This is a genomic window from Legionella stuttgartensis (assembly GCF_977063405.2).
Genome location: NZ_CDRUHA020000033.1, coordinates 393,143 through 412,813, shown reverse-complemented (window position 1 = coordinate 412,813; position 19,671 = coordinate 393,143). Strand labels below are relative to the sequence as shown.

The window sequence follows — 19,671 nt, the reverse complement described above, 5'->3', positions numbered from 1 at the left end:
TTAAAAAATGAAAGGGACTTAATAAAGACTCACTTTGTAGATGATTCTACGCAAAGCAATCAAGTCATTTAAAACATAGCAATGGAGGTTTCTTGAGTATATAATCAGCTATTTTATAAAAAAAGGCTTACAAATGAGTTATTCACTACGTGATGTCGCAAATAAGGTACAAGGGGTAGTCATAGGTGATGACTCAATAAAAATCTCTTTCTTATCTCCTATTGATGAAATTAAACCTGGAAGCTTAGTGTTCGCTGACAGTAATGAAAATATAAAATTGGCAGAGGCCTCACCAGCAGCTGCTATATTAGTCAATGAACAAATCACTACCTCTCAAAAACCATTAATACAAGTAAAGCATCCATTCAAAGCCTTTATTACTCTGATGAATCACTTTAATCCGCCCCAAACAGTCGTTCCTAGCATTCACCCCACTGCAGTTATCGGCGAAGGAGTGCAATTAGGGAAGGAAGTATTTATAGGGCCCTATGTGGTCATCGAATCAGGTAGCGTTATTGGGGATCATTGTATTTTAAAAAGCCATATTCATATTGGTCGTGAGGTGACTCTCGGTGCTCACACCACCATTCATTCTCATGTCACTGTGTATGATTCGTGTCAAATTGGCTCCCGAGTCATAATTCATGCATCTACTGTTATTGGCTCTGATGGTTTTGGTTACACCTTTGTTGATGGCAAACACCTCAAAGTACCTCATGTTGGGCGAGTCATTATTAAAGACGATGTAGAAATAGGAGCAAATACCGCCATAGATCGCGCCACCATGGGGGCGACTGTTATTGGCGAGGGGACCAAAATTGATAACCTGGTCCAGATAGCGCATTCTGTTAAATTGGGTAAACATAACATTTTATGTGGTTTCACTGGCATAGCAGGAAGTACGACTTCCGGAAATCACGTAATTTTTGCGGCGAATGTTGGGGTTAGCGATCATGTACGTATTGATGACGGGGTGGTATTAGGTGCTCGTACAGGGGTACCACCGAACAAACATTTGAAAGAAGGAAATGTTTATTTAGGCAATCCAGCTCGCCCTAAAGATATTGCCATTCAACATGAGTTAGGTGTCAATCGAATCCCTTTGATACGTAAAAACATTAAAGCACTTTCGGAACAAGTTGAATCATTGAAGAAGCAACTAGCCAAAGCAGAGGCAGAGTAACTATGACATCCCCCTTGATTCTTATTGATGGCTCATCCTATTTCTTTCGCGCCTTCCACGCGCTACCGCCTTTAACTAATTCAAAAGGCCAACCCACAGGTGCCATCTATGGGGTAGCTAATATGATTAAAAAGCTCATTAAAGACTATCAACCAGAAGAATTAGCAGTAGTCTTTGATGCCAAGGGAAAAACATTCCGAGATGAATGGTATCCAGAATACAAAGCGCATAGACCGCCTATGCCCCAAGAGTTAAGCTCTCAATTTGCGCCCTTGATCCAGATACTGGAAGCGATGGGACTTCCCATATTGATTATCGAAGGCGTTGAAGCCGATGATGTAATAGGGACTTTGGCAAGGCAGGCGACCGAACAAGGAATTTCTGTGGTCATTTCGACTGGCGATAAAGATATGGCTCAGCTCGTTAATGAACATATTACATTAATCAATACTATGAGTAATACCATCATGGGTATTGATGGGGTCAAAGAAAAATTTGGGATAGTACCAGAGCAAATGATTGATTATCTTACACTTATTGGCGACAGTGTGGATAACATTCCAGGGATAACCAAATGTGGACCTAAAACCGCAGTCAAATGGCTTACCGAATATCAAACTCTGGATAATCTCCTTCAACATGCAGCTGAAATTAGTGGCAAAATTGGTGAGTACTTACGTGCAGGCATACCTCAACTGCCATTATCCAAAAAATTGGTGACGATTAAAACAGATGTTGATTTACCTCTAAGCTGGGGGGAGTTAAAACCTAAGCCAATGAATAAAGAACAACTCATTGAGTTAACCCGTCAATTTGAGTTTAAAAACTGGCTGAAAGATCTTTTAGGAGAAGAAGGAAGTACATCCTCAAAACCTAGTACATTCAACATTCCCTTCGAATTAATTACCACCAATCACCAATTAAATCATTTACTCAATCAACTGGAACAATGCCAAGCATTTTGCATTGATACAGAAACAACCAGCATTGAGATTATGCTTGCAGAAATCGTCGGAATTTCTTTAGCGATTGAAGAAGGAAAAGCCGTATATATTCCATTTACGCATACAGATGGAACGACCCAATTAATTCGTGAAGAAGTATTAACTGCATTAAAACCTATCTTAGAAAATCCCAAAATTAAAAAAATCGGCCAAAACCTCAAATATGATTATTCCGTATTGAAAAATCATGGCATCAGCCTTCAAGGCATCTGTTATGACACCATGTTAGAATCTTATGTGCTTAATAGCGGTGCCGGGCGTCATGACATGGATTCAATGGCCTTAAAATATCTAGGACATAAAGCCATTAGTTATGAAGAAGTTGCGGGAAAAGGAGTAAAACAACTGCGTTTTGATCAAATTCCGGTGGATAAAGCAGCAGCTTATGCCGCTGAAGATGCAGAGATTACGCTGCAACTTCACAATAAACTGTTCCCTTTGCTCCCTGAATCAGTGCAAAAAGTATTCAATGATATAGAAATGCCATTAGTTACGGTGCTTGCTGATATGGAGCGACTTGGAGTGCTGATTGACTCCGTAACTTTGGAGAAGCATGGAAACCGTTTAAAAGAGCGCATTAATGCGCTAGAGCAAGAAGCATTACAATTGGCAGGCAAACCTTTTAATCTGAATTCTCCCAAACAATTACAAGAGATCCTCTTTGATTCACACAAACTACCAGTGATCGCAAAAACACCAACCGGACAACCTTCCACAGCAGAGTCTGTACTGCAAGAACTCGCTTATGATTACCGTCTTGCGGCAGTAATTCTCGAATACCGCAGTCTAACGAAACTAGTTTCTACATATATTGATACCCTACCTAAAAAAATTAATCCGCAGACGCACCGAGTACATACAACGTACAACCAGGCAGTCGCTGCCACAGGCCGACTCTCTTCAAGCGAGCCCAATTTGCAAAATATTCCAATTCGAAGTGAGGAAGGCCGGCTCATTCGTACTGCATTTATAGCACCTGAAAACTGCATCATTCTTGCAGCAGATTACTCGCAAATCGAATTACGAATCATGGCTCATTTATCACAAGATGAAAATCTATTAAAAGCCTTTGCTCACGGTTGGGATATTCATGCAGCAACAGCCAGCGAAATTTTTCAAACACCCTTAAATGAAGTCAGCAGTGAGCAACGCCGTCGCGCCAAAGCAGTCAATTTTGGTTTGATTTATGGAATGTCTGCTTTTGGTTTGGCTAAACAAATCGGGGTGGAACGTCAGGATGCACAATATTACATTGACACCTATTTCCAGCGCTATCCTAAAGTTTTGGAATACATGAATCGCACCCGACAGCAAGCTCATCATCTAGGTTATGTAGAAACCTTGTTTGGTAGACGTTTGTATTTACCCGAAATAAATGCACGCAACATGATACGCCAAAAGGCAGCAGAGCGAACAGCAATCAATGCACCGATGCAGGGTACTGCTGCAGACATCATTAAAAAAGCGATGATATCTATTGCTAAATGGCAAAATGAGCAAAAAAATCCACCCGCCAAGATGATTATGCAAGTACATGATGAATTGGTTTTTGAAGTAAATGCCCAAGAGATTGAGTCAAGCAAAAAGATAATTCGAGAATTAATGGAGCATACAGTGGAACTTTCCATTCCGCTGGTAGTCTCTATTGGTACAGGCGCTAATTGGGATGCAGCTCATTAATAATGTTTTGTTATGCGATGAAGCAGCGTGGTTGTGCGGTATGTGAAGCATTAGCGCTTCATTTTATACATGATGGGTTGCCCAATAAATATTCAAGGCGTCACCATATTCAAGAGGTTTAATAATTTGTCCTCTAACATTTAAGTCCTTGATCGCAAGCTTATCCTCTTTTGTATAAGCATTAGTCAAAATAAATACTTCGGTAAAAGCTAATGAAGGATCTTTACGGATAATTTTCAGCAAATCGATCCCATTCATTTTAGGGACATTAATATCAAGGAGAATAACTTTCGGATGAATTTTTGCTTGTCCATCCCGCCCGAATAATTTATTTAATGCTTCTTCACCATTTGAAGCCACCTCAATAGCGCACGACTCTTTAACTTTTTTAAATACACGTTTTACACCCTCGACATCAACAATATCATCCTCAATATACAAAATATCAACGATGTTTCCTTTGGATTCCATAGTCATTCTCCTGCCGCGATGGTGTTCTTTAAATGGCTCAAAATCACGGTTATTAGGAATTAGTTTTCTAAAAGAGACTTATCCTAATTATATTGATTCATACTTTGATTATAGTATCAATAAAAGATCATTATGTGAAATAGTTAACTTTATTGCCTATAATCTATATTACACGGTCATAGGGAATAAAAATTATGTATCAATTGGACAAATCCATTAATTTTATGCTTGTGGATGACGATGAAATTGATATCAAAGATATGCAAAGAACATTTAAAAAAAATAAAATCAATAATCCACTGCATGTGGCTACTAATGGGATAGATGCCTTAAACAAATTATTAGGCATTAATGGAGAAAAGAAACTAACACCAACCCCAAAAATAATTCTCTTAGACATCAATATGCCTAAAATGAATGGTATCGAGTTTATGAAAACTCTTCGAACCAATAAACAATTAAAATCTCTATTGATTTTTATTCTTACTACTTCAAATAGTGAAAAAGATAAAATAGATGCATACAACTTGAATGCGGCTGGCTATATTGTCAAACCATTTCAAATTTCAGACTTTATGGAAGTAATTTCATCCTTACATCACTATTGGAATCTGCTTGAGTTCCCTAACAAAAAAGAGGATTAGTAGCCATTACTATCCGCTAAACGATATTAATGAGGGTTCAAATCTTGTTTGCTGATTTGCTTAGGCCAGGTAAATGACATCGAAGTTCCATGTCCAACCCGAGATTGAACCATAACTCGCCCCCCCTGAGCTTCAACAATTTTTTTCACTATACTCAGGCCAACACCTGTAGACTCCAATTCATCTCTTGATTTAAGCGTTTGAAAAACCATAAAAATTTTGTCAAAAAACTCGGAGGGAATTCCCGGTCCATCATCATGAATCGTAAACGTATAAAAGGCACCTGATGTTTCAATCTCAATTGTAATCGTACCTTTTTTTCGATGGTGGTGTTTTATGCAATTGCCCAGCAAATTAGATAATACCTGCATCAATGGAATTTTAGCTGTTTTAAAAATCGGCAGATGTTTTGGATAATGTATTTCAAATCGGCCTTCTTGATTAAGGCTCTCAATAATTTCCTTCAAAATTTCTTTGGTATTTACAAGCTCAAGATTCAAATCTAATCGACCAGCTCGTGAATATTGTAATATTCCATCGATTAAATTGGCCAAACGCAACGTACGTTGCCGTAATAATGCCAAATGATCTTTCGATTTATCATCTAACTTATCAATATTATCTTCTTCAATCCAGGTCGCTAAACGTTCGATTGCCCGCAAAGGAGCCTTTAAATCATGTGATGCAATATAAGCAAATTGTTCTAACTCTTCATTCGTCTTTATCAATTGATTTTCAATTTTCTTTGCTTCAGTAATGTCTTTGGAAATCATAACGAACCCAATGGGGCGGCCTTCATTATCCCGACGCAATGCTAAGGTGACCGAGGCAATAAAAGTTGACCCATCTTTGCGAATGCGTTCAAACTCCTTATCTGCCTTCCCCTCTCGCAATGTTTTTTGCATAAACTCCTGAGCAGCTCCGGATTTAATATCTTCGGGATTATAGAGGTCCAAAATATTCTTCTTGTTTACCATTTCTGTAGCATGGTATCCGTAATTACGATAAGCTCCTTCGTTCCAGACAATTATTTTTCCATCCAAATCTGTTCCTACAATTGAATACTCAATTGAGCTTTCTAGAATATTTTGCAGAATACTTTTTGCATAAAATGCTTCTTCTGTCTTAATAGGTTGTACCTCCAAATCAAGTATGCTCTCCTTTATTGGTGCATGCTTTTTGTTTTGGTGATTTTTAGCCTTGTTAAATTGCTGGCCTAAGGAACTGAGATCATTATCCATTTCTTTTTTACGAATTCTTTTTGTTTTATGTATTTTTTTTGGTGGATGATCCGAAGGCCTCTGCATTCGTTCATAATCCATCATTTGCGATTTCCTTAAAAAAAAAGATCTATTTACTTGTCCTGTAAACAGTATATATTTACAATTATAGCGCGTATTTCAGGTCTTTGCTGACAATACCTAAGAGAAGTTCAGAACAACATATGTAAGCCTAAATGCAGTCTAGTTGATAGCCAGCCAGTCTTTTAGCATGAGAGGCATGTGAGAACGCTTGCTGTTTTTTTCCAATTGACTCATCAAAATAATAAGCCCAAGTTTTTTGAATACATTCCGGACTTATGGTTTTAGTCCAAGTATTATATTCATTAACTAACCGATTATATTGAATAAAAATCTTAGCAAAAGATCCGTGCATAAATTCAGAATCTGACCATGCGATAAGAGGAAGATGAGGGTATTTTTGAAGTATTACCGCTGCAAGTTGAGGGCCATGAGTAGAGGACTCATCAATCAAATTCAACTCACCATCAATAATAACCAGATCTGGTGCATGTGTATCTATAAAAGACAAAGCATCTTGGCTGTTGCTTACGACATCTATTGATATTGGAGTAATCACTGACTCCATGAGTCGAGATAAGCAAAATGCATTAAAAACGCTGTCTTCGATAATTAATACACGCATAGCATCCGGGCTCCCTTTTAGTTCAGGATTAAGTATAAAGATCAAACCTTAAGGAAGAATTAAGAAATTATTTTTTGAACTGATTTATTTTCTTGTCTATATAAGTAGATTTCACGCGCCACTATATAATTACCCACATCGTTCATAGTTGAGGGAGAAAGCAACTCATGCTGGATATTAAAACTGAAGTACTTAAGGCAGAACAGAGAATTCGTTCCTATATTCGTGAAACTCCTTTGGATTTCTCTGTTCCACTTAGTAAATTAACCCGGGTAAACCTTCATTTAAAATGTGAGAATTTACAGCATACAGGTTCATTCAAAGTACGCGGCGCATTTAATGCTTTATTGTCTTTAAAAACAGAGCAGCAAAATGGGATTATCGCGGCATCTACCGGAAACCATGGGGCAGCAATTGCCTATGGATTGCATCAGCTCAATCGCCAAGGAATTATTTTTGTTCCCGAAAATGTATCTCCCGTAAAAAAGGAAAATATAGGTTTTTATAATGCGTCTCTTAAACTCTATGGGAACGATTGTGTAGAAACTGAGTTACACGCAATAGACTATGCAAAACAACAGGGCATGGTTTATGTGTCTCCCTATAACAATACTCAAGTAGTTGCGGGTCAGGGCACCATTGCTGTAGAGCTGATGCGCCAACTAAATTCCATTGATGTAGTTTTTATACCCGTTGGCGGAGGCGGATTAATTGGGGGAATTGCCGGATACATGAAAGCCGTTTCTCCAAAAACCAAAATTATAGGGTGTTTACCAGAAAACTCTCCAGTTATGTCTGAGTCAATAAAGGCAGGGAAAATTATTTCCATGGAAACCTTGCCAACCCTTTCAGATGCTACAGCTGGGGGGATTGAGCCTGACTCAATTACTTTGGACCTGTGTCGCGATTATGTGGATGATTTTGTTTTAGTTTCCGAAAATGAAATTCAATCGGCACTCCTTACAATCATAAAAACACAACATTTATTAATTGAAGGTGCTGCAGGAGTTGCTCTGGCTTCATTTTTAAAATGCGCCAAAGATTATCCAGGAAAAAATGCCGTGGTGGTTTTAAGTGGAGGAAATATTAGCCTGGAAACATTAAGAAAAGTAATTCGGTAGTTGATAAATACTCCGTTTCCATTTGGCAAGGCACTCATCATCCCACAGATAAACACTGCAAGATGATGAGTATTTAAAACTTAATGGCCACCGCCTCCTTCTCCGCCATAACCTTTTTCATTACTTGATGAAATGGGTTGATCGGGTTCACTTGTATTGCAGGAACTGAGGAATACAGTAACACCCACCAAACAACATACAAAAATCACTCTTTTCAATAGGTTAATTGTTGACATGGCTTTCCTTATAATTATTTATTCCATAAGTTGTCTATAGGTCTAAAATCCTACTTAGAGGATTTAATTCATGCCTCAATATGATCTTAGTTGTCATTATTATAATCTGCAATGATCTCCTCAATTACACTCCAAGATTTCGTAATATCCAAAGGATTCGTACCTGGTAATGCGGCACATACAATCAATGCTTTCCACAAGGCCCATCCCCGAGCGCGCGCCCATGTGGCTTTATCAAGTTGAAGAGTCCTACGAAACACATCCCGACTTTGTGCTTTTAAAAATGTCCAAGCAAGTACCAAATCACATGCTGGATCACCGATAGCCAATTGACCAAAATCAATTACTGCACGAAGACATCCTTCTTGAATCAATAAATTGCCCACAGCAATATCACCATGAACCCAAACAGGATGTTTTTGCCAGGGCTCAGCGAGCGCCTCGGACCATATTGAAGATAGAGTTGCTGTATCGGTTTGTTTCGCCAAAATTTTGATTGCCTCTTGTACTTCAGCATCATAAGTTATCAGTGGGCCTCCACGATAGAAACTGTGCTCGCCAGCTAATGGTCCTCCTGTCGTATCAATTGCTTGTAATTCCAATAAAAATTTTGCAAGATCCGCGGCAAATAGGCTCTGATCGTTAACGCGTTCAATGGATGCTGTTTGCCCTTCAATCCATCGATAAACTGACCATTGCCAAAGATAGCCCTCTGCCGGCTCTCCTTTCGCTATAGGTGTTGGAATTTGCAACGTTAGATGAGGAGCAAGGTAGGGAAGCCAATGCTGTTCTTTTTCTACTTGGAGCGCATAAAATGTATCACTTGGAAGGCGAACGGTCATTTCATCGCCTAGATGAAAGGTTCTATTATCCCAACCACTAAATTCTACGGGTTTGATAGGTAAATTAGCCCATTGTGGAAATTGTGAATCAATCAATCTTCGTACAAGTGAAACATCAATTTGTACCATCATTATTACCTCAAACAGTTGTTGTCTCCTAGCCACGAGTAGAAAATCTTGCTGAAAAATCAAATGCGTACAGGTTGAATTGGTTTTAGAAAAACGCAGCACAGATTAATGGAACTAAGTTAAAAGTATTTTTTATATTTCCTCTCTGCCTACGTCCGCGACTTGTTCGCGGGATCCAGCTACGAAGCCAGCACTCTTTGGTTTCCGCGAACAAGTCGCTGAACGTAGGCTCTAAGAGAATAAGCTTAACTTAGTGCCATTACAGCATAGCTGCCATGTGAGCATTTCTTAGAACCATTTTAACTCAAGATCAACCAAAGATGCCTACACTTCGACATCATGCGCCAGGAGACGTCTGTTCGCACGAAAATAAGTTACAGGAGAGTACTCTAATAAATCCGATAGTTTTTCCATATAAATACATGCAAAACGGTCCACTTGATAGGCAAAATAACTTTCCTCGGCACCCGCGCGAAAAATACGTTCCCATTTTGGATTAAAATAGCTTTGTTGCTCTTTTAACAATTTGGTAAGCTGTGCGTCAATTCTGCTGATTTGTGCTTGCAACTCCTGTATTTCATTGCTGTATTGCTTTGAGTCTTCATCAACCATTTTAGTGTACAACTTGACGTATTGTTTTTCTAAATCTTTTTTGACGTCCATTGCCTTGCTGATTTCTTTCTCTATGGGCATGGCTCGTGCTTGCGCCGCTATTTCATCTCCAAGCTCTTCGACAACTAAAGCAGTGCGCCAATTACAATCTTTTTTCAACCTTAAGATATCCCCATAAATGTGATCGCCAATATACAGAATCTCATCACCACGGACATGTAGATCTTCGGTAAATTTTTTGGCATTACCTCCTTGGTACACGCCTGGCACTATTGGACCTACTGTATTAGTCATTGTACCCACAGCTGGATGAATTGATAAAAAACGAAGATTATCGTAAAAAAAGCGGGGTTTATTGGCTAAGGTAATGACAAATTCAAATAAATTGATCCAACTCTCACCTTTCTTTAGAAAAGGATTAATTGCGTATTCCAGCAATAGCTTGGTATAAGAAAAATCAGAGTTGGTGAGAATAAATATTTTTTTACCATGATGGATGAAGTGCTTCAGCCCATCAACCAGCGCGCGTTCTTTAATTACATATGTTGGTAAATTTTTACTGATGATTGTTTTTAAGCTACCATCAGAATGGACCTTATCTACACAAAATTGTACATCCTGCGCTATGGTTTGATAACTAGGAATTTCCTCAGGATATAGAGTATCTTTCAAGTGAACCAATTGACCATATAAAACGCAAAAGGCAATGGAAAAAGAGGTATCAATAGCCATATAATTCGGATCACTCAAATCCACATAGATACTTCGATAAATTTGTTGTTGTTCTACATAATCGATAGGTTTCGTGCCGTGATAACTCTGCCGAATTGCACCATAACGACTGAGCTTTAAAATATTGCCATTTTTTCTATCAATAACCAAACCACGAATGGCATCATGATAATTAAAATTTAATTTTTTAATTTGCTCAGGATAATGCTTTACTTCTACCAACTGCTCTTTAACAAGTTGATAAACCAGCGACTCAAAATTTTCAGAATTATAACGAATCAAGGTATGGTCCATGTCCAGACCAATTAACTTGATTTTTTTCATATTTAAAATTCGGTTTACGTAAACTTTATGTTCGTTCATTAGCCTAAAACCTATTTAGTTATAAAGTACTCAGCGTAACGTAGTGTTAGTACCTTAAGTTAATACTATTATCTTATATTCCGCCTCACAATTTGTTCGCAGCTTACCCGCGGGATCCGGTGATATTACGGGACTCTGAGTTCCGCGGACAAGCTGCGGAACGTAGAGATACTTAGTTTCTTAACTTTATGGTATTGAACAATACCAAAACCTCAGAACTTGTCTTAAGAGACTCTCATATTTTTTTCCCTACGTACCGCGCTTTATGCGCGGTATCCAAGTATTATCCTGTGAAAAAGGTAGAGTGGCTCATTAAAACATTTCCCTGGATTGTCTATTTCACACGCTTCACACCATCTTGAGAAGCCAATAAAATTATATCCGCTGTCCGATGTGCAAAAATCCCGTTTTCCACCACTCCAGTTATTCGATTGATGCGTTCTTCCATATCCATAGGTTCATTGATGGTTAAATTAAACAAGTCCAGAATAATATTACCATTATCGGTAACAAATCCTTCTCTATATTCGGGATCACCACCCAATTGAACTAATTGACGCGCAACCAGACTTCTTGCCATAGGAAGCACTTCAACAGCTACAGGGAAATTTCCCAAATGCTTCACAAGCTTTGAGTTGTCGACGATGCAAATAAACTTTTCTGCTACTTGGGCTACTATTTTTTCGCGCGTATGTGCACCACCGCCACCCTTAATCATTTCGCCATGCTCAGTCACTTCATCGGCCCCATCAATATAAATGGGTAAATCCTGTACTGAGTTTAAATCAATAACAGGAAGACCTTCTTTTCGTAATAACGCTTCTGTTGCTTTGGAACTTGACACACACGCATCAATTCGGTGTTTTATAGTAGCAAGCTCTTTAATAAAGAAATTCACTGTAGATCCTGTACCTACACCAACCACCATATCATCTTCAATGTATTGCAGCGCGGCTTTTGCCGCTTTCATTTTCAATTCACTCATTAGGAACCGCTCCCTTTTCTTTGCCTTATAATTTCATATAAAGAAACACCAGTGGCTACAGAAACGTTTAAACTTGTTACACTGCCTGACATAGGCAAAGAAAATAAACCATCACAATGTTCACGGGTCAGGCGACGCAGCCCTTCACCTTCAGCACCCATCACAATAGCAACATCACCAGTGCAATCTATTTGATATAGAGAACTGGTTGCCTCGCCAGCTGCACCATAAATCCAAACCCCATTCTCCTTTAAAAGCTTCATGCTTCGTACTAAATTGGTCACTCTCACCAAAGGTACTGATTCCGCTGCACCACAGGCGACTTTGCTCACTACAGGAGTAATACTGGCGCTTTTATCTTTAGGAATTACCACAAAATCAACACCCGTTGCATCTGCGGTGCGCAAACAGGCTCCTAAATTATGAGGATCGGTCACTCCATCTAGAATAAGAATCAATGTAGGCTGTTTACTCGATTCCAATAATGCAAGCAAATGAGACTCATTATAATCAGGCAACGATGAAGCGCTTGCAACGACTCCTTGATGGGTAAAGTCTGGGAAACGCTGGTTCATTTTTTGGGTGCTTAACTTTTCAATATGGATATGCGCTTGTAAAGCTTTATCAATGATGCCCTGCAATCGTGTGTCTACTCGGTCTTCACTTATATAGAGTTTCTTAGTCACTCGATGCGGATTGGTTAACAAAGCAGAAACCGCATGAACCCCATAAACATACTGCTCACTCATGACTTACTGCTTCCTCTACCGGCTCAAAATCAATTTTACGCTCATCCAGATCAACGCGGGCCACTAAAACAGTCATCTTGTCTCCCAAGCGATATACCTGTCCTCCTCGTGTCCCAATCAAACGATGTTTTACAGAGTCAAAATTATAATAATCATTCTTTAATGAAGTGACGTGGACTAAACCTTCGACGTAAATTTCATCAAGTTCGACAAAAATTCCAAAACTCGTCACTGCAGAAATTCGCCCTTTGAATACTTGCCCTAATTTATCTTGCATGTACTCACATTTTAACCAAGCCACGACTTCTCTTGTAGCTTCATCTGCACGACGCTCGGTCATCGATGAATGTTTACCCAATCGATTCATGTCTTCATGGGTATAACTAAATTCATAAACCGGATTATCGTCTAACAAATGACCAATTGCACGATGGATCAATAAATCCGGATAGCGTCTGATGGGCGAAGTAAAATGAGTGTACGCAGAATAAGCGAGACCAAAGTGCCCTTCATTCGCTTCAACATAGTGCGCTTGTTTTAAAGAACGGAGCATTACTGTTTCAATCAAATGTTGGTCGGGCCGTCCTTCTATAGAATTCATAGTACGCTGAAAATCTTTGGGCCCGGGTCTCTTACCCCCACCCAATTGCAATCCTAACTCACCTAAAAACTGCCTTAATGCCGTAACTTTATCCTCTTCAGGAGCAGCATGCACTCGATAAAGAGTAGGAATCTGCGCTTTTTCCAAAAATCGTGCCGTAGCCACATTGGCAGCCAACATACACTCTTCAATCAATTTATGAGCATCATTGCGAATCACTGGTATGATGCATTGAATTTTTTTATGTTCATCAAACTCTATTCGCGTCTCAGTTGTTTCGAAATCCATTGCCCCGCGAAGTTTCCGGGTTACCAATAAAACTTGATACAAATCATAAAGAGCTTGCAAAGTAGGCCATAAAGAACCATGTTGTTCGTCTGTGGCGCCCTGCTCAAGCCAAGAACCAACCTGAGTATAGGTCAATCGAGCATGGGAATGAATCACTGCGCGATAAAAACGGGAACGTGAAATCTTTCCTTCGTTGCTAATAGACATTTCAGCAACCATACACAGCCGGTCGACATGAGGATTTAACGAACATACACCATTGGATAAAGCTTCAGGTAACATGGGAATTACTTTCCCAGGAAAGTAAACCGAATTACCACGGCGTGCGGCCTCTTTATCCAACGCGGAATCTTGCATTACGTAATTACTGACATCTGCTATCGCAACATATAATTGGAAACCGCCTTTTGGCTTTTTGTAACAATAAACTGCATCATCAAAATCTTTGGCATCTTCACCGTCAATCGTAACAAAAGGAAGGCTGCGAAGATCGGTACGCCCCTTAATTTGTTCCTCACCCACATGGAGTGGAATTTTTGCTACTTCAATGCTCACATCCTCTGGCCACTCAAAAGGTATTCCGTGTGCATAAAGTGCAACTTGAATTTCCATGCCTGGCGCCATATGCTCACCAAGCACATGAACCACTTTACCTATGGCTTGTGTTCGCTTACTGGGGAAGGAGATTAATTCAACTAAAACGATTTGACCATTTTTGGCACCATTCACCATTTCTTGTGGAATAGAAATATCCTGAGTCAAATGTTTGCTATCTGGCAAGACAAAACTAACTCCATGATCGGTAAAAAACCGTCCCACCACGGAGGCATTCGCATGCTCAATTACTTCATGAATTTTTGCCTCGGGTCTTCCGCGTCGGTCCACACCCACCTGATAGGCCAGAACCACATCTCCATGCATCACCCCCCGCATTTCTTTAGCGGATAAAAACATATCTTCTGAACCATCACCAGGGATAAAAAAGCCAAAACCATCTGGATGTCCTTGAACAGTACCACGAGATAAATTAATGCGTTGCATCAGACAAAAGCGGTTACGGCGGTCTTGCATAATTTGGCCATCGCGCAACATAGCTTTTAGTCTAAACCCCATAGACTCTTGTTTTCGCTCATCGCTTATCTTTAATTTGTCAAATAATTGATTGCGCGACATCGGCTTCCCGTATTCATTGAGAATTTCCATAATGAATTCGCGACTGGGGACAGGATCGGTATATTTTTCACTTTCCCGTTTATAAAAGGGATCTTTTGATTTTTTGCTCACCGCTTATCCTGTTTGTATTTAGTTGTTATCATTTAAGTTACATATCTTTTGCCCAGTTCTACCACTTATCTATAAAAGTAGCAAGATAAGTAGTCAACCGCCAGTTAATCTCGCTTCACTAATTTTTAGTGAATAGTACTGAATGTATATCTATTTTCTATATCTGCTTGAACTTCTTTTGCAGAGAGCGTTGTATGAATCAATGCACCAATTAATATCTTCTGCTTCATCTCGTCACTCATTGAGAAATCACGAGATAATACAGAATAAACATTACGTATTAACTGGATTTTTTTTTCCTTATCCTCTGTTACCTTATTTTCTGTTGGATCTGTTTTTTTATCAAATAACTTCATGTACATCATAAATCCTTAAAATTAAATTTCTTTGTCCAAATTTTGATTGATGAAATAACGTTCTCTTGCTTACTTAGAGCTCTTAGATACCGGAATCACAAAACCACGAGCACCTACCGCAGCCTTTAGGGCAGATAATGACATATCTTCTGCTGCCCAAAACGTACTGTCTTGTCCGTTAGCGGGAGTTTTCACCCCAATCCATTTGCATACCGCGATGAGACCTTCACAAGGAACTTGTTGTTCATGGCCAGGCTTCGATTCAATGCAATTTAAAGCAAATGGGCCTTTATTCAAAGCTAATGCAGACCAATTTCCACCTTGTAATCGGGTTGTCCAACCTGCGCTAGCGCTTGGCTCGGTAACGGGATGGGTAATCCATAAATCGGCAGAAGTGAGATTATGAATAAAAACGAGGCTGCTCCTTTTAGCTTGTAGGGTCACTGACTCACCTTGAACAGCAACAGCCTGACATCCAACAGGCAAGGTTGATTCAGCAGCAACACAAAAAGATACCAGTGAACAACAAAGAAAAGCGAAAACTTTCATTACTTTCTCCCAAAAAAGAAAAATCTGATGATTCAAATCATGAAGGCAGCTTGCAAGGATAAAATTATATAGTTAGGCTATATTACTTGTCAGCCTTACTTGCTAAAATCATTCTAACTTTCGCCTGACAATCTAATTAATATGCATATCTGGGTAGATGCCGATGCGTGCCCTAAAATAATTAAAGAGATCTTATTTCGCGCCGCAGTCCGTACAAAAACACGACTCACCTTGGTGGCTAATTCCTTTATTAATTATCCTCCCTCGCCTTTTATCGATGCAGTACAAGTCGTGAAAGGCTTTGATAGTGCCGACCATTATATCACAACTCATTTGAAACCTTTTGATTTAGTTATTACCGCAGATATCCCTCTGGCTGCAGATGTTATTGCTAAAAAAGGATTAGCAATTAATCCACGCGGAGAAGAATATACTGAAAACAATATCAAACAACGTTTAAATTTAAGGAATATACACGAACAATTACGCGCTACGGGTCATTATTCGGGGGGGCCAGCTGCATTAAGCATTAAGGAAAAAACTGCATTTGCCAATGCCTTAGATCGATGCTTAGCCAAGAAAATATAAAAATTTGACAAATAATTCCCAGCAACCTAGATTTTAAATATGCTCAAGATGGAATGGTACAACTGCATGAAGCTGGTTCGACATATTCTATTTTTTATTCTGTTAGTGGGTACTACGCTCGCTTATAGCAACATCATTATCGTAGGGGTTTCCAAATCAGCACCGCCTTTTTCTGCAGTGGATGGCAGCAATCACTATTTTGGTTTTTGCATCGATCTTATGAATGAAATGTGTAACCGTCTCCATATTACCTGTGAATACAAAGCTGTCACCATGAAAAACCAAATGGATGAACTAAATGCAGGAAACATTGATGTTACGTTCCCGCCAAGTCCCATACCATCAGCTCTATCCCCAAGTTATGTTTACAGTTTGCCCTATATGACAAGTGATGGACAATTTTTAACGATGTCCTCAACTATAAAAACCATTGCTGATCTTAAAAACAAAAAAATTGGCACTCTAGAAGCAAGCCACCTTGATGATACCCTTGCACTGTATACCAGCAAAGATAATATAAAATCATATCCAAAAATTTCTTTAATGATTACAGCATTGCTTAGTAATAATGTCGATGCAATTGTGTTGAACGTCAATATCTTTAAATATCTTACCCTCAATAAAGTGATTAACTTTCAAACTGTAGGTAAACCTATTGTTCTGGGAAATGGATATGGAATCCTCGCACTCCCCAAAAACACTGCACTCATTAATGGAATCAACAAAGTTTTATTACAAATGGAAAATGATGGTACTTATGAAACCATTTATAATAAATACTTTGGCTCCAATTTGTAGCGTTATGCAGTATAGGTTAAACTGGCACCTCTTTTCAAAGAGACAGGATAAAACATGTCAGATCGTATTAATAGCGCAGAAATCATCAGTCTACATAAAAACTGCATCATTCAATGGAAAGCCTCGGGTATTGTGCATCAACACCAGGAATTTTATCGCTTAGTTGAAGAAAATCATGCCTTTAACTATCAACTCTGGCACGCAGAAGATAGAGCACGTCGTGACGATCAAGGATATGAATTTGTCTACCAAGCAAAGCGAGAAATTGACCGCTTCAATCAATTGCGTAATAACCGTATGGAAGCAATGGATGAATGGCTGTTTAAGAAATTACAACCAGCCAATTATAATGCATGTCCAGTGAACTCTGAATCACCGGGAATGATTATCGATAGGCTTTCTATTTTATCTTTGAAATCTTATCACATGGGTCTACAAACCAAGCGCGAAGACGTCTCGGACGAGCATCGAAACAATTGTGCCGATAAATTACTAATTATTAATCAGCAATTAGAACAATTAACTCAGTGCTTTAACGAATTGCTTGAAGAAGTACAGATGAAAAAACGTACGTTCAGAATCTATCATCAATTTAAAATGTATAATGATCCTACTCTAAACCCCCAAATATACTCCCAGGAGAAGAAGAAGGATGGTGCTGACTTAAGTTAGTGTCGCTCCTTGAATGAGGCAGCGTGGCGGCTGGTGAGGTTTTTTTATGATAAAAGAAATTCAAAAAGGAAGAACCGTTTTTCGGCTGGGAATCAGAGGCTTTGCGTTTCGGACGCTCACTTGATTCCCGTAAAGACCGGGTTTTTATTTCCTCCATCGACACACCAGCACAGTCAGTTCCTTTAGTTTTAGTGGAACTAGCTTGGTCTTGAAGACGCCCCAAACCTTTTGCTAGAGCCCGAAGGCCTAGAACTAATGAAAATAAGACCCCACTTACGATTGCGAATTCACCCATTATAGGGATATCGTGATAATGCCCATCAGAATCTGCCTCTTGAGCAAAGGTCATTGCAAAATTGAAGAAATTATTTCCCTTGGATAGACCGGAAGCAAAAGAGCGGAACACTTCAAACCACTCCTGGAAAAAAGTCTGTGGTGAAGGATCCAGTTTAAGACCATCCTTTAATGAGGTCGCAAAAGGTTCTGCATCTAAAACATCAGCATCTATGTTGGTCTCGATACGTTTCCTCATATCCATGATTTGCGTATAAGGACGTTCTTTTTTGCTCGCTTCTTCGCGTCGCTGCATGTGTTGATAATGAGCATTCAGCGTGTATGCGGCCAACCCTATCATTAGCACCAGGCCAGAAACGATAATTACTGCCAATAAAGCCGGAGGAAAGCTACCTGCTGTGATTAAAGAAAGCGAGGCGGCTGTAAATATGATACTGGTCAACACACCGTAAGCAAATAAGCCATACTTCATACCTAACAGGCCAGCTGTTGCATAACTGTAGGTTAATTGATCTTGTAATAATTGACGCTCTTCTTCAAAATTATCAATTAAGCGACAAATCTCCCGTTTCAATGCCCTGATTTCTTCTAGGTCATTATTTTGGGTGCTCTTATGCGCTTGTAACTCAAGCAATTTAGCATAGGTCAACTCCAATTCTTTAGTGGTCAATGCCAACTTACACCGGGTTTGGGTAACTTCCAAACGTAACTGAAAATCATATTCTTCATAAATTCGTGAAATGACACAGGATAGAGTGTAAAAAACGCCAATAATTGACAGAGCAAGAAGAAGAGGTGGCGAAAGAACCGAAAGACTTACTACACCAATATAAAGATATAACCCATCAAGCAATCCCCCAGTCGCTACTGCTAAATAAGCATAAGCGCGAGTATCATTATCCTGATATTCTATTCTTGATAAATAGGAATTACGGTCTAACGGAGTTATGGAGCTTAATTGTTGGATTTGCAATAAAAGCTCTTTATTCTTATCCATTTGTATTTTACGCTGCTCAACCATGCTGCGTATCCAAAGACGATTAGCGGCAGCAAATATGCCTAAAACTAATCCTACGGGGATCACCATATATTTAAGGTCCATCCCACTAATTAAGCTTAAAACTTGTACAGTACTTCGCCATCCTTTATAAGCATTCTTTAGGCCTTTCATCAGGTCACGAAAATAGGGCCAGGCAGATGCTATGAATTTCTTTACAGAATCTTTTTTCTCTTTATCATAAACACTTGCTAAAAAGGAAAACGAAACTAAAAATATCGCTTCTGCAGCAACCGCGGCGATTCCCTCAGGAGAGGTCAGTACTTTGTGTATTAAGTCAGGATCAGTCTTGGAAAAAAATACTTCAAAAAAGTATTTAAACATACTGTAAGAGGAGCTTAGGGAATCCATAATGGCATAAGCATGATAAATATAACGATCTTTATCGAGCTTTTGAGCGAGAAGTCTACTTTGCGCGTCAATACGACCGGCGATTGCCAAGAGGAAAACGAGGTCTTCCGATTTTAACTGTGAATTTTCTTCGCCCTTAACAGTCATTCTTACACA

Annotated in this window: 19 protein-coding genes; 7 read left to right on the top strand and 12 right to left on the bottom strand. The window is 39.2% G+C overall.

Annotated features, from left to right (window positions below; translation table 11 throughout):
• Positions 1–133 precede the first annotated feature (133 nt).
• Both lpxD and polA read left to right on the top strand, forming a co-directional pair.
• Entirely contained in the window at positions 134–1,183 is a 1,050-nt protein-coding gene (gene lpxD / locus ACWTEW_RS10485; protein WP_454781622.1) for a UDP-3-O-(3-hydroxymyristoyl)glucosamine N-acyltransferase, read from the top strand.
• A 2-nt stretch (positions 1,184–1,185) separates the two neighbouring features.
• Complete coding sequence (polA, locus tag ACWTEW_RS10480; RefSeq protein WP_454781621.1) at positions 1,186–3,867, top strand: DNA polymerase I; 2,682 nt, start codon at positions 1,186–1,188, stop codon at positions 3,865–3,867.
• Positions 3,868–3,930: 63 nt separating this feature from the next.
• Here polA and ACWTEW_RS10475 read toward each other — a convergent pair whose 3' ends face one another.
• Positions 3,931–4,338 carry a response regulator gene (locus ACWTEW_RS10475; protein ID WP_454781620.1) on the bottom strand — a complete coding sequence of 136 codons (408 nt, stop codon included), beginning with the start codon at positions 4,336–4,338 and terminating at the stop codon, positions 3,931–3,933.
• A 194-nt stretch (positions 4,339–4,532) separates the two neighbouring features.
• Between ACWTEW_RS10475 and ACWTEW_RS10470 the strand changes: the two genes are divergently transcribed.
• Positions 4,533–4,982: a response regulator gene (locus ACWTEW_RS10470; RefSeq protein WP_454781619.1), complete on the top strand. Its 450-nt coding sequence runs from the start codon at positions 4,533–4,535 to the stop codon at positions 4,980–4,982.
• 26 nt (positions 4,983–5,008) lie between these two features.
• Here the strand turns inward: ACWTEW_RS10470 and ACWTEW_RS10465 are convergent, their stop codons facing one another.
• Together ACWTEW_RS10465 and ACWTEW_RS10460 are read right to left on the bottom strand one after the other, a co-directional pair.
• Complete coding sequence (locus ACWTEW_RS10465) at positions 5,009–6,307, bottom strand: sensor histidine kinase (RefSeq protein ID WP_454781618.1); 1,299 nt, start codon at positions 6,305–6,307, stop codon at positions 5,009–5,011.
• A 127-nt stretch (positions 6,308–6,434) separates the two neighbouring features.
• Positions 6,435–6,908 carry a response regulator gene (locus ACWTEW_RS10460; RefSeq protein WP_454781617.1) on the bottom strand — a complete coding sequence of 158 codons (474 nt, stop codon included), beginning with the start codon at positions 6,906–6,908 and terminating at the stop codon, positions 6,435–6,437.
• A gap of 167 nt (positions 6,909–7,075) precedes the next feature.
• Between ACWTEW_RS10460 and ACWTEW_RS10455 the strand changes: the two genes are divergently transcribed.
• On the top strand, positions 7,076–8,029 hold the full coding sequence (locus tag ACWTEW_RS10455) for a threonine/serine dehydratase (RefSeq protein WP_454781616.1): 954 nt from the start codon (positions 7,076–7,078) through the stop codon (positions 8,027–8,029).
• Positions 8,030–8,109: 80 nt separating this feature from the next.
• On the opposite strand, the gene ACWTEW_RS10450 is transcribed toward ACWTEW_RS10455, so the two are convergent.
• From ACWTEW_RS10450 to ACWTEW_RS10415, 8 genes are all read right to left on the bottom strand, one after another.
• Positions 8,110–8,265 (bottom strand): hypothetical protein, encoded by a 156-nt coding sequence (locus tag ACWTEW_RS10450; protein ID WP_454781615.1) that lies wholly within the window; start codon positions 8,263–8,265, stop codon positions 8,110–8,112.
• A gap of 86 nt (positions 8,266–8,351) precedes the next feature.
• Entirely contained in the window at positions 8,352–9,239 is an 888-nt protein-coding gene (locus ACWTEW_RS10445; RefSeq protein ID WP_454781614.1) for an aminoglycoside phosphotransferase family protein, read from the bottom strand.
• Positions 9,240–9,560: 321 nt separating this feature from the next.
• Positions 9,561–10,943: an HAD-IG family 5'-nucleotidase gene (locus ACWTEW_RS10440; protein WP_454781613.1), complete on the bottom strand. Its 1,383-nt coding sequence runs from the start codon at positions 10,941–10,943 to the stop codon at positions 9,561–9,563.
• A 334-nt stretch (positions 10,944–11,277) separates the two neighbouring features.
• Positions 11,278–11,928, bottom strand: coding sequence for a ribose-5-phosphate isomerase RpiA (gene rpiA / locus ACWTEW_RS10435; RefSeq protein ID WP_454781612.1), 651 nt, complete (start codon positions 11,926–11,928; stop codon positions 11,278–11,280).
• Positions 11,928–12,677 carry a 23S rRNA (guanosine(2251)-2'-O)-methyltransferase RlmB gene (gene rlmB / locus ACWTEW_RS10430; protein WP_454781611.1) on the bottom strand — a complete coding sequence of 250 codons (750 nt, stop codon included), beginning with the start codon at positions 12,675–12,677 and terminating at the stop codon, positions 11,928–11,930. The genes rpiA and rlmB overlap by 1 nt, the downstream gene beginning before the upstream one ends.
• Entirely contained in the window at positions 12,670–14,850 is a 2,181-nt protein-coding gene (gene rnr, locus ACWTEW_RS10425; protein ID WP_454781610.1) for a ribonuclease R, read from the bottom strand. Before rnr ends, rlmB begins: the two co-directional genes overlap by 8 nt.
• A gap of 125 nt (positions 14,851–14,975) precedes the next feature.
• Positions 14,976–15,215, bottom strand: a complete 240-nt coding sequence (locus ACWTEW_RS10420; protein ID WP_454781609.1) for a hypothetical protein — start codon at positions 15,213–15,215, stop codon at positions 14,976–14,978.
• 60 nt (positions 15,216–15,275) lie between these two features.
• Complete coding sequence (locus ACWTEW_RS10415; RefSeq protein WP_454781608.1) at positions 15,276–15,755, bottom strand: hypothetical protein; 480 nt, start codon at positions 15,753–15,755, stop codon at positions 15,276–15,278.
• A gap of 141 nt (positions 15,756–15,896) precedes the next feature.
• Here ACWTEW_RS10415 and ACWTEW_RS10410 point away from each other — a divergent pair, with 141 nt between their 5' ends.
• From ACWTEW_RS10410 to ACWTEW_RS10400, 3 genes are all read left to right on the top strand, one after another.
• Positions 15,897–16,343: a YaiI/YqxD family protein gene (locus ACWTEW_RS10410; RefSeq protein WP_454781607.1), complete on the top strand. Its 447-nt coding sequence runs from the start codon at positions 15,897–15,899 to the stop codon at positions 16,341–16,343.
• Between the two features lie 66 nt (positions 16,344–16,409).
• The gene (locus ACWTEW_RS10405) at positions 16,410–17,141 is read left to right on the top strand and encodes a transporter substrate-binding domain-containing protein (protein ID WP_454781606.1); all 732 of its coding nucleotides are present in this window, start codon (positions 16,410–16,412) and stop codon (positions 17,139–17,141) included.
• Positions 17,142–17,195: 54 nt separating this feature from the next.
• Positions 17,196–17,813 (top strand): DUF4254 domain-containing protein, encoded by a 618-nt coding sequence (locus ACWTEW_RS10400; protein ID WP_454781605.1) that lies wholly within the window; start codon positions 17,196–17,198, stop codon positions 17,811–17,813.
• Here the strand turns inward: ACWTEW_RS10400 and ACWTEW_RS10395 are convergent.
• Positions 17,752–19,662 (bottom strand): hypothetical protein, encoded by a 1,911-nt coding sequence (locus tag ACWTEW_RS10395; protein ID WP_454781604.1) that lies wholly within the window; start codon positions 19,660–19,662, stop codon positions 17,752–17,754. The two genes, ACWTEW_RS10400 and ACWTEW_RS10395, sit on opposite strands and share 62 nt — an antisense overlap.
• Between the last annotated feature and the right edge of the window lie 9 nt (positions 19,663–19,671).

Bases quoted from the DNA above. Each gene is read 5' to 3' on its own strand.
- ACWTEW_RS10415 (WP_454781608.1), bottom strand. From the start codon at position 15,755: ATGAAAGTTTTCGCTTTTCTTTGTTGTTCACTGGTATCTTTTTGTGTT.
- ACWTEW_RS10410 (WP_454781607.1), top strand. From the start codon at position 15,897: ATGCATATCTGGGTAGATGCCGATGCGTGCCCTAAAATAATTAAAGAG.
- ACWTEW_RS10455 (WP_454781616.1), top strand. From the start codon at position 7,076: ATGCTGGATATTAAAACTGAAGTACTTAAGGCAGAACAGAGAATTCGT.
- ACWTEW_RS10450 (WP_454781615.1), bottom strand. From the start codon at position 8,265: ATGTCAACAATTAACCTATTGAAAAGAGTGATTTTTGTATGTTGTTTG.
- ACWTEW_RS10470 (WP_454781619.1), top strand. From the start codon at position 4,533: ATGTATCAATTGGACAAATCCATTAATTTTATGCTTGTGGATGACGAT.
- rpiA (WP_454781612.1), bottom strand. From the start codon at position 11,928: ATGAGTGAATTGAAAATGAAAGCGGCAAAAGCCGCGCTGCAATACATT.
- ACWTEW_RS10465 (WP_454781618.1), bottom strand. From the start codon at position 6,307: ATGATGGATTATGAACGAATGCAGAGGCCTTCGGATCATCCACCAAAA.
- ACWTEW_RS10475 (WP_454781620.1), bottom strand. From the start codon at position 4,338: ATGGAATCCAAAGGAAACATCGTTGATATTTTGTATATTGAGGATGAT.
- lpxD (WP_454781622.1), top strand. From the start codon at position 134: ATGAGTTATTCACTACGTGATGTCGCAAATAAGGTACAAGGGGTAGTC.
- ACWTEW_RS10445 (WP_454781614.1), bottom strand. From the start codon at position 9,239: ATGATGGTACAAATTGATGTTTCACTTGTACGAAGATTGATTGATTCA.
- ACWTEW_RS10440 (WP_454781613.1), bottom strand. From the start codon at position 10,943: ATGAACGAACATAAAGTTTACGTAAACCGAATTTTAAATATGAAAAAA.
- ACWTEW_RS10460 (WP_454781617.1), bottom strand. From the start codon at position 6,908: ATGCGTGTATTAATTATCGAAGACAGCGTTTTTAATGCATTTTGCTTA.
- polA (WP_454781621.1), top strand. From the start codon at position 1,186: ATGACATCCCCCTTGATTCTTATTGATGGCTCATCCTATTTCTTTCGC.
- ACWTEW_RS10400 (WP_454781605.1), top strand. From the start codon at position 17,196: ATGTCAGATCGTATTAATAGCGCAGAAATCATCAGTCTACATAAAAAC.
- ACWTEW_RS10420 (WP_454781609.1), bottom strand. From the start codon at position 15,215: ATGATGTACATGAAGTTATTTGATAAAAAAACAGATCCAACAGAAAAT.
- ACWTEW_RS10395 (WP_454781604.1), bottom strand. From the start codon at position 19,662: ATGACTGTTAAGGGCGAAGAAAATTCACAGTTAAAATCGGAAGACCTC.
- rlmB (WP_454781611.1), bottom strand. From the start codon at position 12,677: ATGAGTGAGCAGTATGTTTATGGGGTTCATGCGGTTTCTGCTTTGTTA.
- ACWTEW_RS10405 (WP_454781606.1), top strand. From the start codon at position 16,410: ATGAAGCTGGTTCGACATATTCTATTTTTTATTCTGTTAGTGGGTACT.